This window comes from Flavobacterium sp. Root420, assembly GCF_001427905.1.
Lineage (GTDB): Bacteria > Bacteroidota > Bacteroidia > Flavobacteriales > Flavobacteriaceae > Flavobacterium.
In genome coordinates, this window is record NZ_LMEF01000023.1 from 116,228 (window position 1) to 131,994 (window position 15,767).

Here is a 15,767-nt window from a genome sequence, read left to right on the forward strand (position 1 = left end):
AAATATGAAAGCGACCTATCACAAATATATGCTTGAGTTTAAACGACCTTCCGGAACTTCCAGAGGCGTTATGACCGAGAAAGAAACCTGGTTCATCGTTCTTGAAGAAAATGGTAATAAAGGAATAGGCGAGTGTGGTATTTTGCGTGGTTTAAGTGCTGATGATCGGGATGATTATGAAGAAAAATTAAATTGGGCATGCCAGAATATTCATTTGGGAGAAACCGCTCTTTGGGAAGCTTTGTTAGAATTTCCTTCCATACAATTCGGAATCGAAATGGCTTTTATATCATTGAAAAGTAAAAACCCATATCTCTTGTTTCCTTCAGAATTTACTAATAATTCCAAATCTATTGTTATAAACGGTTTAGTTTGGATGGGAGAAGCTTCTTTCATGAAAGAACAAATTGAAGAAAAATTAGCACAAGGCTTTGATTGTATAAAGCTAAAAATTGGCGCAATTGATTTCCAGAAAGAACTCGAATTATTGCAATTTATCAGAAGCCATTTTTCTGCAGAGCAAATCGAAATCAGAGTGGATGCCAATGGCGCTTTTGCTTTAAATGAAGCTTTAGATAAATTAAATCAATTAAAAGTATTTCAGCTACATAGTATCGAGCAACCTATTAAAAAAGGGAATGTTCTGGCAATGGCAGAATTATGCAAAACAACACCTTTTCCGGTTGCATTGGATGAAGAATTAATTGGCGTATTTTCATTCGAAGAAAAAGAAAAATTATTACAAAAAATAAAACCACAATACATTATTCTAAAACCAAGTTTTGTTGGCGGTTTTAGAGGGACACAGGAATGGATTACATTGGCGGATAAATATAATATTGGCTGGTGGATCACCTCTGCATTAGAAAGTAATATTGGACTTAATGCTATTGCACAATGGACATTTACATTAAACTCAAAAATGCCTCAGGGCTTAGGAACAGGAGCACTTTATACCAATAATTTTGATTGTCCTTTAGAAGTTTCAAAGGGACAATTATGGTACAACAAAACAAAAAAATGGGATTCGTCATTTTTCGATAAAGAATAAAAAACTAACCTAATTCAGTTAAGAAAAATAAGATTTAAAATAACAAAGAGAAAAAAAAATCTTTGTTCCTTTGTTGCTCTGAACCTTCTCAAGTTTCATTCTTTCCCTCCGCGCAATCCGGCTTTCCATGCTTTAAGTTCTTCCCATTTACCTTCATAAGCTAATAAAGCCTGTTTACCCCAAGTGCTGGGATTATGTATTGCATAATTCTCTCCGCCACCGTCTAATATCGCTTGTAGTTTTTCAGTCGATGTTTCAGATAAATCTTTCCATGTTGTGATTCCGGCCGCATTAAATAAACCTTCTATTTTCGGTCCAATTCCTTCAACGATTTTCAGATCATTTTCTTTTATTTTTTTACCAAAAACTGTTTTGGCTATTCCTGCATCAAATAAAAATGTCGATGTTGAATTAGTTACAATAGATTTCTTTTTAACAGATTTCGTTTTCTTTGTTGCTAAATCAGCCTCGAGAGACGAAATCCTGGTAGTTAAACTTTTTGTATGTTTCTTGCAGGCATCTAACTCTGATTGTAGCGATAAGGCAAGTGAATGATGTATATTTGATGCTGATTTCTTTCCTAAAAAATAGCCTAAAATTCCAAAGACTACTCCCGTTAATATAGGGATTAAGATACTAGAGATATCCATAACAGTATATTTTTGATTGAACATTAAATTATTGGCCGAGAAGAATAAGGCTGAATGCTCTATCAAATTAACAAAAAAATAAATATAGACTGTATTAATAATCAGTTAATTTAATGTTATCGGTTTAATTTTTAAGCAGTTATATTTTTCGATTCTTATTGACATTATGTGATCTCAATTTCAGGACTGAATTAAATTGAGTAACTTGCATTAAAAATTAATTACGATATTAAAATGATAGAAATTGAAAGAAAGTTTCTTGTAAAATCCAGTGATTTTAAGGAACAGGCTTTTGCTCAAAATCAAATTGCGCAAGGTTATTTAAGTTCACTTCCGGAGCGAACCGTGCGTGTTAGAATTAAAGGAAAAAAAGGCTTTCTTACTATTAAGGGAATTGGTCAGCACGGTGGTATGTCTCGTTTTGAATGGGAAAATGAAATTCCGCTGGATGAAGCGCAGGAATTGCTGAAATTATGCGAAAAGGGAAAGATAGAGAAAACACGTTATGAAATACAATCCGGAAAACATGTTTTTGAAGTCGATGAATTTTATGGGGAAAATGAAGGTTTGATAATGGCTGAAATTGAATTGGAATCAGAAACAGATTCTTTTGAAAAACCAGATTGGCTGGGAGAAGAAGTAACAAATGATGAACGATATTACAATGCGTATTTGAGCAAAAATCCTTTTAAAACGTGGGAAAAACACTAATTTATGGCAGCATATGATTTGATAATTGTGGGAGGCGGTCCAATTGGATTGGCTTGTGCAATTGAAGCTCAAAAGAAAAAATTAAAATATTTAATTATTGAAAAAGGTGCAATTGTTAATAGTATTTTCAATTATCCGTTATACATGACTTTTTTCTCTACTGCCGAAAGATTAGAAATCGGAGATATTCCGTTTAACTGTCTGGCACCAAAACCTGGTCGTCAGGAAGCTCTTGAATATTACCGAAATATTCATCGTTACTTTAATTTTTCGATTCACTTGTTTGAAAGAGTACTTAGTGTTCAAAAACAAGAAAATTCAATCTTCAAAATCACTTCTGATAAAAATTCATATGAAGCTAAAAACGTGGTAATTGCAACAGGTTTTTATGATATTCCAATAGAAATGAAGGTAAAAGGTGAGGTGTTGCCTAAAGTTCGTCATTATTACAAGGAGGCACATGAATATGCTTTTAGAAATGTTTTAATTGTTGGCGCTAATAATTCTTCTGTTGATGCTGCACTGGAATGCTGGAGAAAAGGAGCAAACGTTACGATGGTGATTCGTAAAAACGAAATTAATAATAGGGTAAAATACTGGGTAAAACCCGATATCGAAAACCGAATTGCAGAGGGAAGCATCAAAGCTTATTTTGAATCGAATATTACTGAAATTCGGGAAAATGAAGTCGAAATTGCAACGCCAACGGGAAAAGTAACCATTGAAAATGATTTTGTTTTAGCTTTGACGGGATACAAACCAGATTTAACTTTCCTGGAAAAAATGGGAATTCAGCTTTCTGATGATGAATTGAAAATACCAACTTACAATCCGGAAACAATGGAAACCAATGTTGAAAGCTTATTTTTAGCAGGAGTAGTTTGTGGCGGAATGCAAACGCATAAATGGTTTATAGAAAACTCACGCGTTCACGCCAAAATGATTGTGGATTGTATTATTTCGAAATAAAAAAAATGCCACAGATTAAAGGATTTCAATGATTAATCTATGTAATCTTTGAATCTGTGGCAAAAACTTTTTACGAACTACAGGAAAGCATAGAGCAACCCACTTTTGAGCGTGCCCAATCTGGTCGTTTTGCGAACCATTTTTCTGATTGAGGTTGTTCATCATAAGGTTTTTGTAATAGTAAATATAACTCATTGATTGCAGCATAATCACCTTTGTCGGCTTCATCAATAGCCAATTGTGCCATATAATTTCGCAATACATATTTTGGATTAATATGATTCATTTTTTCTGCACGATCCCCATCAGAAAGCGCTTCCTTATTTAATCTTTGCAGATAAACAGTAAACCATTTTTTCCAGGAATCTAAAATATCCTCTTTAATTTCATTCGGTAAATAAAAAGAATCCTGAATTTTTTCAATTGCATTTTCAACAGAATCTGCCTTCGTAATCTTGCTTAAATTTCTAAAAAAGATAGTCATATCCGTTTCAGATAATTGTAAAACAGCTTCTAAACCCGCAATTAGTTTGCTATCAGTTTCAGTTGAAGTAAATAATCCCAATTTGCTTAAAAACATAGTTTTATATTCTTCTTCAAAATCAGTAATAAATGATTGAAGAATATTCTCTAAAGGTTCTGCTTCATTAATTAATGGATAAAGGGCATTAGCCAATTGATATAAATTCCATTGTGCAACCTGAGGCTGATTTCCAAATCGATATCGTCTGTTTTGCGAATCTGTCGTGTTGGGAGTCCAATTTGGATCGTAGTTTTCCAACCAGCCGTAGGGACCGTAATCAATCGTGATTCCGTGAATCGACATATTATCTGTATTCATAACGCCATGCACAAATCCCACGCGCTGCCAATCTACAATCATTTTACGAGTTGTATCTGCTATAGTTTTAAAGAACTGTAAATACTGCTCTTTTGGTTCCCCTTTTATTTCCGGGAAATAATGTTTGATCGTATACTCAACAAATTGCTTTAGATTTTTAAGTTCATTTCTTGCAGTAAGCATTTCGAAACTTCCAAAACGGATAAATGATGGTGCAACGCGACAAACAATAGCACCTTTTTCATACGCAGGATTTCCATTATATAAAACATCTCTCAATACTTGATCTCCAGATAACATTAAGGAAAGTGATCGGGTAGTGGGAACTCCCAAATAATGCATGGCTTCAGCACATAAATATTCACGTATTGAAGAGCGTAAAACAGCCAAACCATCTGCGGTTCTTGAATAGGGAGTTTTCCCTGCACCTTTTAATTGTAAGGCAAAAAACTCGTTATTGTGTTCAACCTCGGTTAAATTAATAGCACGACCGTCGCCCAATTGTCCGGCCCAATTCCCAAATTGATGTCCCGCATAACACATCGCATATGGACGGGTTTCCGGTAAAATTTCTTTTCCTGAAAAAGCATTCAAAAATTCTTTTGACTGAATTTCATCTGCTGTTATTCCAACCATCTTTGCGACTTCTTCAGAAGCGTGAATTAAAGTTGGATTTGAAGGTTTTGTCGGATTTACATAAGAAAATAGCGTGTTTTTAACCTGACGAATTTCATTGGCTTCATCGGGATCTGCAGGTAATTCAGTTGTAAATCGATTATTTATTTTTAAATTTTTCATTTGAATTTTTTCTTTTTTTTTTGCGGCCAATTACACGGATTAAAATTACTGCTATATGTATAAAAATAGCCACGAATTCACGAATGATTGCGCTAAGTATTTAAAAAATTCGTGAATTCGTGGCGGAAATTTTTATTCCAAAATTAATCCATGAAATCCTTTAATCTGTGGCAAAAACTTTTAAATTAGTTTACTAATCTCTCTGCGTACATTTTTTTTAATTTCTGCACTTTTGGGTCAATTACGATTTGGCAGTAACGCGCATCCTGATTGTTATTATAATAATTTTGATGATCTTCTTCGGCTTCGTAAAATACTTCAAAAGCAGTAAGTTCCGTTACAATTGGATCTTCGTAAAATGATTTCACTTCTTCAAAAACCTTCTCTGCAATCGCTTTTTGTTCTGTATCATGATATAAAATGATGGAACGGTATTGCGTACCAACATCTGCTCCTTGTCGATTGAGTGTTGTTGGATCGTGACTTGTCATAAATATAAAAATCAAATCATGATATGAAATTATGTCAGGATTGAAAGTGACTTGTATGACTTCGGCATGACCCGTTCTGCCAGTACAAACTTCACGGTACGGTGGATTTTTAATAAAACCTCCTGAATATCCTGATTTTAAGGATTCTACACCATTTAAACGCTGAATTACAGCTTCAATACACCAAAAGCATCCACCACCAAAAGTAGCTACTGATAAATTCTTCATAGAATAGTCTCATTTAAGTTTCTATTGCCCTATTAATCCGATAGAATATTATGATAATTTGTTAAAAAAACAGCATTTTAGTTAAATATACTAATCAGTTCTTGAATGTTTGAAGTTTACAATTGATAAATTCGCAATTTTGCAAAAAAGCAATTATATTTGCATCAAACTCAGGCACACTAATGAATAGCAAAAATAATACCATCACTTTAGAAACTTATTTTCAGGATTTTCGTAAAAATATAGTTGGAATTAATCAGGAATTTACGTCTCCATACGGTAAAAAACAGATTATTTATACCGATTGGACTGCCAGCGGAAGATTGTATCGACCAATTGAAGAGAAACTTCTGAATGATTTTGGCCCTTTTGTAGCAAATACACATACTGAAACTACTGTGTCAGGTACTGCCATGACAAAAGCCTATCATCATGCCAGAAATATTATTAAGCGTCATGCTAATGCGAATCAGGATGATGTTTTAATTACGGATGGAACCGGAATGACGGGTGTTATTAATAAATTTCAGCGTATTTTGGGTTTAAAAATTCCTGAAAACCTGAAAGATTTTACCACTGTTCCTGCTGAAAAAAGACCTGTCGTTTTTATCTCTCATATGGAACATCACTCCAACCAAACTTCCTGGCTGGAGACTATTGCACATGTTGAAATTATTCCGTCTTGTGAAAAAGGGCTTTTTTGTCTAGATAATCTGACTGTTTTATTAGAGAAATATGCAGATCGAACAATTAAAATTGCCTCAATAACATCCTGTTCGAATGTAACAGGCTTGAAAACGCCTTTTCATGAAGCAGCAAAATTAATGCACCAACATAACGGAGTTTGTTTTGTTGACTTTGCCTGTTCCGGTCCTTATGTAGCAATTGACATGCATCCTTCAGATCCTGAAGCCTATCTGGATGCTATTTTCTTTTCTCCTCATAAATTTTTAGGAGGTCCCGGCACTTCAGGGGTTTTGATTTTCAATAAAAAATTATACAATAATATGATTCCGGATTGTCCTGGAGGAGGAACAGTAAGCTGGACAAATCCCTGGGGCGAACATAAATATATTGACAATATCGAAGACCGTGAAGATGGGGGAACACCAGGTTTCTTACAGGTTATCAAAACCGCACTGGCAATTGAATTGAAAGAAGAAATGGGAATTGAGAACATCTTGCAGCGTGAACACGAAATCGTTGATTATGTTTTTGAAGCGTTGGAACCAGTTGAGAATATTAAAATTCTGGCCGGACAACATAAAAATCGTCTAGGAGTTGTTTCTTTTTTTATTGAAAATCTACACTTTAATTTAGGTGTAAAGTTATTGAATGACAAATTCGGAATCCAAACCAGAGGAGGATGCAGTTGTGCAGGGACTTACGGTCATTTTTTACTTCATGTTGATCAGGAAACCTCAAATAAATTGGTTGACGAAATCACAATTGGAGATTTGATTAAAAAACCAGGATGGATCAGAATGTCAATTCATCCAACTACCACCGATGAAGAAATCGCTTATGTTTGTGATAGCATTAAAGATTTAGCTAATAATCACGAAACATGGGCTTTAGATTATTCTTATAATAATAAAACCAATGAATTTGTTCATAAAAATGCTACTTCATTTGAAGATGAATTAGTTGCCGGGTGGTTTAAATCTTAGGGTTGGAATGTTTTTTTAACGCAAAGGACGCTAAGTTTTTTCCCCTTATGTGTTTACAAATGAAAAGTTCGCAAAGCTTTGAGGATAAACTTTGCACCTTCGCGTCTTTGCGCGATTTAAAATAAACTTTGCGAACCTTGTGGTTAAATTGGTAACGTTATGCTAAACGCATTATGAAAAACTAAACTTATAATTTAGCCCCGATAGAACCGGTATCCTTTGAGAGGAACGAACAAAGATATAGGCGAAAGCGGGACTGGTCGTCTTGAAAACCCAAAGACATTTGCTCCTGAAAAATATGAAACTACATAATTAAACGAACTCCACCTAAGTCTGAAACGCGGTACGAAAATTTATTTCCGGGTGAACCGATAAACATAAAGTTTTTTGGGATTTTCCATTTTTCAGAAAGCTCATCGATAATTTCAGGACCGAAAACACCGTGAATTTCCAGAAATTCGATATCAATATCGTCGTATGCGCGATCTAAAACTTCTAAATCTTTTTTAAGCTCTTCATTGTTTGCACCGTCACTTTTGATGTGAACTATTTTTAACTTTTTGGTAGTTTCATTATTTTCGACATATTGCAATACCTTGTTCAGGATTGCGATATCATCTCCTTTGGTAAAAAAGACAAATTCCTGCGAATTGATTTCGATACTCATTTTTTGTAAATATCGATTGCTGACAATTACCATTCGGCGTAAGGGCTGGTAGAAATACTCTAACGCTTCAATTAAAAGTTTGATCAGCATGACGCGATTAAGCATGATTGCAATAAAAATTAAGGATGGAATCATGTATTGCAAAAATGTGTAAAACGCATTGATGTTAAGCCTCATGTTTCCTATAAAGGCGGCGATAATAAACGAAACAGCTATTACCACAGCGATGCCTCGTGCGCGCTCTGGTCTTGGGAGTTTTCGTCGTTTGAATTTCAGTAGTAAATTCCCGATTCCGAATAAGGCCATCACAGCCAAAAATGAAAAAGTGTAGACACCTGCAAGCGATTCCAAATGTCCACTTGTAGCGAAAAGTACTGATATACAAAGAACTAAAAAGCTAATTACGATTCTGTAATGCGAACCTCTTTTATTTTGTTTCAGGAAGTAATTCGGAAGTATTCGGTCTAAAGTCATTCGGTTTAATAAGCCCGAAACACCGACAAATGAAGTCAAAACGGCACCACATAAAACGAGTACAGCATCTATAGAAATTAACCAGGCAAGCCAGGATCCGCCGGTAGTTTCTCCAAGATGTGCCAAAAGTGATTCTTTGTTTTCTCCAACTTCTGTCAGCGGAATTACACTTATTAATAGTATAGCAATTACCGGATTAAAAAAACTAACAATTGCCCACATGTTGCGAAGTGTTTTTGGAAAAACGCCATGTTCTTGCTCTTCAACAAAATTCGCAGAACTTTCGAAACCTGAAATTCCGAGCATGGCAGCAGAAAAACCCAGAAAAAGAGCTGTTTTTATATTTCCGGTGGCAATAGGGGTTTGCCAATTGATATGAAAGGTTTCTAAACCGTTGTGCATCAAAAACCATAATGATGCTAAAACGAGCAAAGTTAAAGTTGCAATATGCGTTAAGAAAATAATTACGGCAACAAATGCTGATTCTCCAATTCCTAAAATAGCGAGTCCTGTAAATAATACTAAAACAATGACAGTGGCGATGGTTACATTTAACCCTTCAAAAATTCCGTGTAAATAATGCATTCCTTCAGATGCCGAAATCACAGCTGTTGCCATGTAGGACAAAACAGTTAATGTAGCAGCGAGGGAGGCAAGACGTTTTGTTGACGTATTTAATAAAACATTGTAGGCGCCACCGTTTAAAGGAATTGCTCCAACAACTTCACCATAAATACGTCTGAATAAAAATAAAACGGCAGCAACAATTAATAAAGAAATCCAGGCATACTGACCTGCATACAAAATGGTTAACGCCGAAACATATAAACAGGAAGAACTAATATCGTTACCGCAAATTGCTGTTGCCTGTAATTGATTTAATTTTTTATGTATGACTTCTTTCATAAGTATTGAAAATTAAAAAACGACTAATTCAATATTACAAGCATCTAAAATAAAATCTCAATAAGGCAGATATTTAAATAAGAAGAAATATATTTTGACTAATCAGAATTTTGAAATTTCAATTTATGAAAATTATTTTGATTGCTGAAATTTTTTAAGAGACAATAAGGCCTGCTTTTGGATTTTGCCCTGAAAAAAACCTGTCCAGCCTAGCAAATATCCTGTAAGTCCGAAGGCTTGCTTAGACCATTTCCATACATCAAAACTATCAGTGTGTTTAATAATCAAACCGTCCTGAAAAACAAATTCAGCTGAAATTTTGTTGATTACTTTTCGATTTGTTTTGCTGAAGTTATAAGCAGCCACCCATTTTGCAGAGCCTGTAAATTCATCAGCCTTAATATCTGAAAATTCAATTTTAAGATTGCCTTTGCTCTTTAAAATTAACATTTCCCACATTTTAGAGACCTGATCTTCTTTTAGTAAACCAAAAGCAGGATCAATAAAATGCACTTTTGGGTGATAACATTCACTCATTGTTTTAGTATCGGCATTTGCAAAAGCAGTGTAGAATTTTGCAATTAAATTTTCGTTGGCATTCATTTAAATAAAATTAGAATATAAATATAAGATTAATTATACTAAATGTTTTATTTATAATGTACTAATTGCTGTTGCGGTATCAAATGTTTTTTTTGATTTATCGTATGCTGTAGAAAAGTAAGCTATTTTATTTACTGCAGTAAAGTAACCCGTTTGATTTCCAAAAGATTTTGAGTTTCCGGTTACAATAAATCTGATACCTTGTATGTCCGCTTTTTTTAGCTTAACCATTTCGGCTGGAGTGAAATAGTAATAAGATGTAGTTTTGCCGTCAACTGTTTCTTTTACATTTTTGTCAACACAGGCAATAACGTCGCCGTTCACCAGATCGACATAAACACCTCCGGAAATTCTTGCTTCACCATTGGCTGTGGCTATTGATAATTTTAAAATTCCACCTTTTTCTGTTTTGGCAATCTGAACATTTGTTTCTCCTGAAAAAGCATATCTCTCACAGATAAATGTATAATTTTGCGTTGCCGGATACACTTTTGAGCCTTTTACACTCATTGTTTCCTGGGCATTTGCAAAAGTTGAAAGTAACAGTAAGATTAAAAATGGTATTTTAAATTTCATAGTTTTTGTTATTGTCCTTCTAATTTAGAATCAAATTTTTCATCCCAATCCATTGATTTTATTGCAGAAACTAAATTGTCTTCATTTACAAAAACGCGTAACTCTTTGTTGGCCACTTTTTTGGTGTAGAGCGCATGATAGCGGTAAATGACTTCCTGTTTAGTTCTGTAAACACCGTCTAATTTCAAATCAATAAAACTTCCGTAATATTGTCTAAATCGCTGACAGGTTTTTGTCAATCGTTCTTCTGTCGTATTCTCCATAACCGATTGTGTAACCTCAGTTTCGTTAAACGGTTTAAATTTTGACGTATTGCAGGTTTCTAAAACCCGTTTACCTAAATCGTATGCTTTTTTCTGCTGATTGGCATTGATTTCAGCAGTTGAAACTGGTTTAATCTTTAAATCTTCGGTGTCACGATTTACGGTTTTAGATTTACATCCAATTAACAACAACAAACATATAATCAATCCTGCTTTCTTCATAACTATTTATGTTATTTTTAATAATAAGTTAGGGTCGGGGCAATTTTCGATGTAAAAATTCAAATCATTACTGTTGCAAACACCGGGATAATCTCCCCAATAATCTTCAATATTTTGTATAATCTGAAAATGTACGTGTGGCGCATAATCTCCGTTAATAGCTGCACTTCCAAGAGTTGCAATTTTTTCACCTGTTTTAAATTGCTTCCCAACACTGAGGTCTTCTATACTTTCTAACGATAAATGTCCGTATAAAGTATAAAATTTTTCATTTTCAATTTCGTGTTCTAAAATGATTGTAGGCCCATAATCACCTAAACCAATATTATTTTTAAAACTATGTACTTTTCCGTCAAGTGCCGCCAATACAGGTGTATCAACTTTTGTCCATAAATCAAGACCTATATGAATATTACGTTCCGGAATAGACTCATTTTTAAAAATGGTACTTCTTTTATATAAAGTTCGCCCTTCTATATAACCTCCAAAGGCTACTTCGGCATTATTATTTTTTAAATAATTAGAAATAAAAATTTCGAATTCAGTAGCATTTTCTGGTTTGCTTTCCATTAATTCTTTATTCGTTATTGATAAATCTAAAGGAATATATTGTGAAAAATCAATGCTGGAATCGATAATTTTAGTAGGTGGAATGGCTTTTAAAATAGAAACTAGGGTTTTCATAAAAGGTAAAATTTAGGCGACTTTTTCAATTATTATTAGTTCATTATGATCTTCAATGCGGGGCAACATTTTTGAAGAGAAAAGTTTAGAATTTATTTCTGCAATATACTTCCGATTTCTGACATTTTGTGCTTCATCGAGTATCATGGTATTAAAAAGCACAAATCCCTGATCTCTTAAAAGAGAACAAACCCGTTCACTAAAAAATCGTTCAAACAAAAAATTCGGCATTTTGGTATCTTCAAAAATATCAATGATAATTAGGTTATACCGATGTTTGGTTTTTAAAACAAATTCAAAAGCATCGTCAATTACAACTTCAAGTTGTTTGATCTGATTGAGATTAAAATACTCATTTGCAATCTGAATCATATCTGAATCAATTTCAACTCCGGTAATTTTACCTTTGTATTCAATTTCGTCTACCAAAGTTTTTACAACACTTCCTCCGGCAACTCCCAATAACAAAATATGATCCATCTCAAGAATGGTTTTATAACCAATATTTCGTAATCCGTACCTTAATATGCGTTGTAAACTTCCGTATGAATAATTTGTGTTTTCAGAATCTAAAACCAATTCGCCATTTGCCCAGGTAACTTCGATCATTTTACTTCTTGCCGATTTTTTTTTGAAAATTTTGATTGGAATCAGATAACTGAAAATTTTTTGGATCATTTGTAAAGCTTTTACTCAAAAATACCATTTTAAATCTTTTATTTTGCATGAAATAATAAAATTTAATGAAGAAACAGTTGTACAAATTCATCTTTTTTAAGCTAATGGGCTGGAAAATAAGAGGAATTGAAAATGTGGAAGTGAAAAAATGTGTGATGATGGTGATGCCACATACAAGTAATCATGATTTTTATTTAGGAATTTTTACCCGTGGCATTTCAGGATTAGAAATGAACTGGGTTGGAAAGAAAGAATTATTTAAATTTCCCTTCGGATATTATTTCAGAAGCGTAGGAGGTGAGCCTTTAGATCGTTCGGGCGGATTGAATAAAGTGGATTCTATTGCTGCAATTTTTGATCGCAAAGAAGTTTTTCGTTTGGCAGTCGCTCCTGAAGGCACGCGTAAGGAAGTAACCGAAATTAAAAGTGGATTTTATTATATTGCGCTTAAGGCAAACGTGCCAATTATTCCAGTTGCTTTTGATTGGGGCAAAAAAGAAGTTAATTTAGGAAAGCCTTTTCATCCGACCGGAGATTATGAAGCTGACTTACAAATTTTGAAAAAGCATTATGATGGCGTTTTAGGTAAAATTCCTAACGATGGATTTAAATTGTAAATTTTTAGATGTTTTTTGAATTACGTGAGAATCTCTTAAATCAAAAATATTTTGAAAAATTTTCAAATACGCGAAAATCAGAATTACGGGATATATACCTTAAATGTCCCGTTTTTATAAAAAAAGACGATTTTCTCAATTTCCCCTTCTTCTGAAATGAAATTTGAGTTTTTTACTTCTACTGAATTTCTTGTTTCTGATTTTTCATCTTCTTTAAAATTTATCTGAGAAAATAAATTTCCACCTGTAAAGTTTTCATTTGGTGAAATAGGAGTGGGAGGTTTTACAGTTTCTGAAACAATTTCTTCTCTTGAAATTAAAGGTTGGCTTTCGGTTTTTGGGAAACTTCCTGTTCCATTTAATATCCAATAAAGATCAACATCCGGAAAAACGTCCAAAATTTTCATGACAAAATCTAAACTAGGTTTGTTTCTCCCAGAAAGTAGGTGAGACATACTGGAACGCTGCACCCCAATTTTATCAGCAAAAGAAGAGGCATTTAAACTATAATAATCCAATATAATTTCAAGCCGTTTTACAAAATCATCGATGTTTACCATTGTAAATTCTTATTTAAAAAATCTATGTTTACAAATGTAACTAAAAGGATTCAATAAAGCAATTTTACAGTTGTAAATCATCTAAATTAACTCGAAATTGATTGTATTTCACTTTAAGTAACTATATGTAACTAATTGATATACATCAATTTGATTTTTAATACATAAAGTAATAACAAATGTTAATCAATAATTTAATAGTGATCGGATTTAACTTTAAAAAACTGTTTACAATTATAAATTTCTTTCTTTTTTCACTGTTTACAATTGTAAAAATAAAGATGTTTACTTTTGTAAACTAATCAAAAGACAATGAATTTAGAAGAATTATTTAGCCATTACAAAGAACAATCTATAGAAGGACGATACCTCACATTAGAACATATTCAACCTTTATTAGACAAATTAAATACTAATAATCAAGTAAAACTTATTGGTAAATCTGTTTTAGACAAACCTATATATAGTTATGAAATTGGTTCAGGAAAAACCCGTATTTACCTTTGGTCGCAAATGCACGGAAACGAGAGCACAACAACCAAAGCACTTTTTGATTTTATTAATGTCCTAAATAGCGGATCAGATTTTGCTGAAAAATTACTTGAAACGTTTACTTTTTATGCAATTCCAATTCTAAATCCTGATGGAGCAGCACTTTATACACGTGAAAACGCGAATAAAATTGACTTAAATCGTGACTCGCAAAACCTGACTCAACCAGAAAGCAAGGTTTTAAGAGAGGTTTTCGAAACCATTAAACCACATTATTGTTTTAATCTGCACGATCAGCGTACTATTTTTGGCGCAGGTGATACCGGGAAACCAGCAACAGTTTCGTTTTTAGCACCTTCTTATAATGAAGAAAGAGAAATAAATGAAAACAGATTAAAGGCTATAAATTTAATTGCCGGACTTAACGATGTGCTGCAAAAGTATATTCCGGGACAAGTTGGTCGATTTGATGATTCATTCAATATCAATTGCATAGGAGATACTTTTCAATTTTTGGGTGTACCAACAATTTTGTTTGAAGCTGGTCATTTTCCTAATGATTATGAGCGTGAAACTACTCGAAAGTTCATATTTTTCTCACTTATTTCAAGTTTTAAACTGCTTAGCGAAAACGATTTAGTTGATAATAGAATTAATGATTATTTGAATATTTCACAAAATAAAGTGGTTTTTTATGATTTTATGTATAAAAACATCAAAATAAATTATGATGGTATCGAAATTATTACGAATTTTGTCGCACAATACAAAGAAGAATTGATTGAAAATAAGATTCACTTTAATGCCTACATCGCTGAAGTAGGTGAATTAGAAAATTATTTTGGACATTATGAATATGACGCTCAGGGAGCAATTTATTCTGATAATCACAATAATTTTCCGAAAGTGAATGAAAAAGCAGATTTTTATTTAAATAAAAATGTTAAATTTGTTAACGGATTGATAAAAAGTTAATTTTTATGTGAATTTGTTGTTTTTTATATATATTTTTATACTTTGTAATAGCAATTAGTAATATTAATTAAAGAATTATGAGTAAATTTCGTTTAGATGAAGTAGATCACCAGATTTTAGATATGTTAATAGACAATACGAGAGTTCCGTTTACTGACATTGCAAAAAAACTATTGATATCTGCTGGAACAGTACATGTTAGAGTAAAAAAGATGGAAGACGCCGGTATAATAATGGGATCTTCATTAGCCTTAGATTACGACAAATTAGGGTATTCATTTATTGCTTATGTGGGTGTATTCCTTAATAATACATCTCAAACAAAATTTGTATTAGAGCGAATCAATCAAATTCCATTCGTTACTGTAGCTTCTGTAACTACAGGAAAATTTAATATTTTTTGCAAAATCAGAGCAAAAGACACTAAACACGCGAAAGAAGTTATCTTCATGATTGACGATATTGAAGGAGTTTACAGAACAGAAACTATGATTTCATTAGAGGAAAGTATTAACGATAAGAAGCGTTTGATGCATACTATTTTTAAAAATATGTAATATTTTCTTGAATGCTATATTAAAATATAACCTCAAGTTTATTCTTGGGGTTTTTTTATGACTAATTAATCAACCAACTATAAC

Annotated in this window: 17 protein-coding genes; 7 read left to right on the forward strand and 10 right to left on the reverse strand. The window is 33.0% G+C overall.

What is annotated here, in order from left to right:
• Nucleotides 1–4: 4 nt before the first annotated feature.
• Nucleotides 5–1,051, forward strand: coding sequence for an o-succinylbenzoate synthase (locus tag ASC72_RS12490; protein ID WP_056191185.1), 1,047 nt, complete (start codon nt 5–7; stop codon nt 1,049–1,051).
• 95 nt (nt 1,052–1,146) lie between these two features.
• Here the strand turns inward: ASC72_RS12490 and ASC72_RS12495 are convergent, their stop codons facing one another.
• Nucleotides 1,147–1,701, reverse strand: a complete 555-nt coding sequence (locus ASC72_RS12495) for a hypothetical protein (protein WP_056191928.1) — start codon at nt 1,699–1,701, stop codon at nt 1,147–1,149.
• A gap of 234 nt (nt 1,702–1,935) precedes the next feature.
• Between ASC72_RS12495 and ASC72_RS12500 the strand changes: the two genes are divergently transcribed.
• Together ASC72_RS12500 and ASC72_RS12505 are read left to right on the forward strand one after the other, a co-directional pair.
• Nucleotides 1,936–2,412 carry a CYTH domain-containing protein gene (locus tag ASC72_RS12500; protein WP_056191187.1) on the forward strand — a complete coding sequence of 159 codons (477 nt, stop codon included), beginning with the start codon at nt 1,936–1,938 and terminating at the stop codon, nt 2,410–2,412.
• 3 nt (nt 2,413–2,415) lie between these two features.
• Entirely contained in the window at nt 2,416–3,381 is a 966-nt protein-coding gene (locus tag ASC72_RS12505) for a YpdA family putative bacillithiol disulfide reductase (RefSeq protein WP_056191188.1), read from the forward strand.
• 70 nt (nt 3,382–3,451) lie between these two features.
• Here ASC72_RS12505 and ASC72_RS12510 read toward each other — a convergent pair whose 3' ends face one another.
• Nucleotides 3,452–5,020 carry a YdiU family protein gene (locus tag ASC72_RS12510; protein ID WP_056191930.1) on the reverse strand — a complete coding sequence of 523 codons (1,569 nt, stop codon included), beginning with the start codon at nt 5,018–5,020 and terminating at the stop codon, nt 3,452–3,454.
• A 185-nt stretch (nt 5,021–5,205) separates the two neighbouring features.
• Nucleotides 5,206–5,739, reverse strand: a complete 534-nt coding sequence (msrA, locus tag ASC72_RS12515) for a peptide-methionine (S)-S-oxide reductase MsrA (protein WP_056191189.1) — start codon at nt 5,737–5,739, stop codon at nt 5,206–5,208.
• A 182-nt stretch (nt 5,740–5,921) separates the two neighbouring features.
• Between msrA and ASC72_RS12520 the strand changes: the two genes are divergently transcribed.
• Nucleotides 5,922–7,409: an aminotransferase class V-fold PLP-dependent enzyme gene (locus ASC72_RS12520; protein ID WP_056191190.1), complete on the forward strand. Its 1,488-nt coding sequence runs from the start codon at nt 5,922–5,924 to the stop codon at nt 7,407–7,409.
• A 304-nt stretch (nt 7,410–7,713) separates the two neighbouring features.
• Here ASC72_RS12520 and ASC72_RS12525 read toward each other — a convergent pair whose 3' ends face one another.
• From ASC72_RS12525 to ASC72_RS12550, 6 genes are all read right to left on the reverse strand, one after another.
• Nucleotides 7,714–9,456, reverse strand: coding sequence for an APC family permease (locus ASC72_RS12525; protein WP_056191192.1), 1,743 nt, complete (start codon nt 9,454–9,456; stop codon nt 7,714–7,716).
• A gap of 132 nt (nt 9,457–9,588) precedes the next feature.
• On the reverse strand, nt 9,589–10,059 hold the full coding sequence (locus ASC72_RS12530; protein WP_056191194.1) for a nuclear transport factor 2 family protein: 471 nt from the start codon (nt 10,057–10,059) through the stop codon (nt 9,589–9,591).
• 51 nt (nt 10,060–10,110) lie between these two features.
• Complete coding sequence (locus tag ASC72_RS12535; RefSeq protein ID WP_056191196.1) at nt 10,111–10,635, reverse strand: hypothetical protein; 525 nt, start codon at nt 10,633–10,635, stop codon at nt 10,111–10,113.
• A gap of 8 nt (nt 10,636–10,643) precedes the next feature.
• Nucleotides 10,644–11,120 carry a hypothetical protein gene (locus tag ASC72_RS12540; RefSeq protein WP_056191198.1) on the reverse strand — a complete coding sequence of 159 codons (477 nt, stop codon included), beginning with the start codon at nt 11,118–11,120 and terminating at the stop codon, nt 10,644–10,646.
• A 6-nt stretch (nt 11,121–11,126) separates the two neighbouring features.
• Nucleotides 11,127–11,804, reverse strand: coding sequence for a peptidoglycan DD-metalloendopeptidase family protein (locus ASC72_RS12545; protein ID WP_056191200.1), 678 nt, complete (start codon nt 11,802–11,804; stop codon nt 11,127–11,129).
• A 12-nt stretch (nt 11,805–11,816) separates the two neighbouring features.
• Entirely contained in the window at nt 11,817–12,482 is a 666-nt protein-coding gene (locus ASC72_RS12550) for a spermidine synthase (protein WP_056191202.1), read from the reverse strand.
• Between the two features lie 65 nt (nt 12,483–12,547).
• Between ASC72_RS12550 and ASC72_RS12555 the strand changes: the two genes are divergently transcribed.
• Entirely contained in the window at nt 12,548–13,099 is a 552-nt protein-coding gene (locus tag ASC72_RS12555) for a 1-acyl-sn-glycerol-3-phosphate acyltransferase (RefSeq protein ID WP_056191204.1), read from the forward strand.
• Between the two features lie 83 nt (nt 13,100–13,182).
• On the opposite strand, the gene ASC72_RS12560 is transcribed toward ASC72_RS12555, so the two are convergent.
• Nucleotides 13,183–13,659, reverse strand: a complete 477-nt coding sequence (locus ASC72_RS12560) for a helix-turn-helix transcriptional regulator (protein ID WP_056191207.1) — start codon at nt 13,657–13,659, stop codon at nt 13,183–13,185.
• Nucleotides 13,660–13,971: 312 nt separating this feature from the next.
• Here ASC72_RS12560 and ASC72_RS12565 point away from each other — a divergent pair, with 312 nt between their 5' ends.
• Nucleotides 13,972–15,126 (forward strand): M14 metallopeptidase family protein, encoded by a 1,155-nt coding sequence (locus ASC72_RS12565; RefSeq protein ID WP_056191209.1) that lies wholly within the window; start codon nt 13,972–13,974, stop codon nt 15,124–15,126.
• 77 nt (nt 15,127–15,203) lie between these two features.
• Nucleotides 15,204–15,683 carry an Lrp/AsnC family transcriptional regulator gene (locus ASC72_RS12570; protein ID WP_007805990.1) on the forward strand — a complete coding sequence of 160 codons (480 nt, stop codon included), beginning with the start codon at nt 15,204–15,206 and terminating at the stop codon, nt 15,681–15,683.
• Nucleotides 15,684–15,767: the final 84 nt, after the last annotated feature.

Bases quoted from the DNA above. Each gene is read 5' to 3' on its own strand.
- ASC72_RS12490 (WP_056191185.1), top strand. From the start codon at position 5: ATGAAAGCGACCTATCACAAATATATGCTTGAGTTTAAACGACCTTCC.
- ASC72_RS12495 (WP_056191928.1), bottom strand. From the start codon at position 1,701: ATGGATATCTCTAGTATCTTAATCCCTATATTAACGGGAGTAGTCTTT.
- ASC72_RS12500 (WP_056191187.1), top strand. From the start codon at position 1,936: ATGATAGAAATTGAAAGAAAGTTTCTTGTAAAATCCAGTGATTTTAAG.
- ASC72_RS12505 (WP_056191188.1), top strand. From the start codon at position 2,416: ATGGCAGCATATGATTTGATAATTGTGGGAGGCGGTCCAATTGGATTG.
- ASC72_RS12510 (WP_056191930.1), bottom strand. From the start codon at position 5,020: ATGAAAAATTTAAAAATAAATAATCGATTTACAACTGAATTACCTGCA.
- msrA (WP_056191189.1), bottom strand. From the start codon at position 5,739: ATGAAGAATTTATCAGTAGCTACTTTTGGTGGTGGATGCTTTTGGTGT.
- ASC72_RS12520 (WP_056191190.1), top strand. From the start codon at position 5,922: ATGAATAGCAAAAATAATACCATCACTTTAGAAACTTATTTTCAGGAT.
- ASC72_RS12525 (WP_056191192.1), bottom strand. From the start codon at position 9,456: ATGAAAGAAGTCATACATAAAAAATTAAATCAATTACAGGCAACAGCA.
- ASC72_RS12530 (WP_056191194.1), bottom strand. From the start codon at position 10,059: ATGAATGCCAACGAAAATTTAATTGCAAAATTCTACACTGCTTTTGCA.
- ASC72_RS12535 (WP_056191196.1), bottom strand. From the start codon at position 10,635: ATGAAATTTAAAATACCATTTTTAATCTTACTGTTACTTTCAACTTTT.
- ASC72_RS12540 (WP_056191198.1), bottom strand. From the start codon at position 11,120: ATGAAGAAAGCAGGATTGATTATATGTTTGTTGTTGTTAATTGGATGT.
- ASC72_RS12545 (WP_056191200.1), bottom strand. From the start codon at position 11,804: ATGAAAACCCTAGTTTCTATTTTAAAAGCCATTCCACCTACTAAAATT.
- ASC72_RS12550 (WP_056191202.1), bottom strand. From the start codon at position 12,482: ATGATCCAAAAAATTTTCAGTTATCTGATTCCAATCAAAATTTTCAAA.
- ASC72_RS12555 (WP_056191204.1), top strand. From the start codon at position 12,548: ATGAAGAAACAGTTGTACAAATTCATCTTTTTTAAGCTAATGGGCTGG.
- ASC72_RS12560 (WP_056191207.1), bottom strand. From the start codon at position 13,659: ATGGTAAACATCGATGATTTTGTAAAACGGCTTGAAATTATATTGGAT.
- ASC72_RS12565 (WP_056191209.1), top strand. From the start codon at position 13,972: ATGAATTTAGAAGAATTATTTAGCCATTACAAAGAACAATCTATAGAA.
- ASC72_RS12570 (WP_007805990.1), top strand. From the start codon at position 15,204: ATGAGTAAATTTCGTTTAGATGAAGTAGATCACCAGATTTTAGATATG.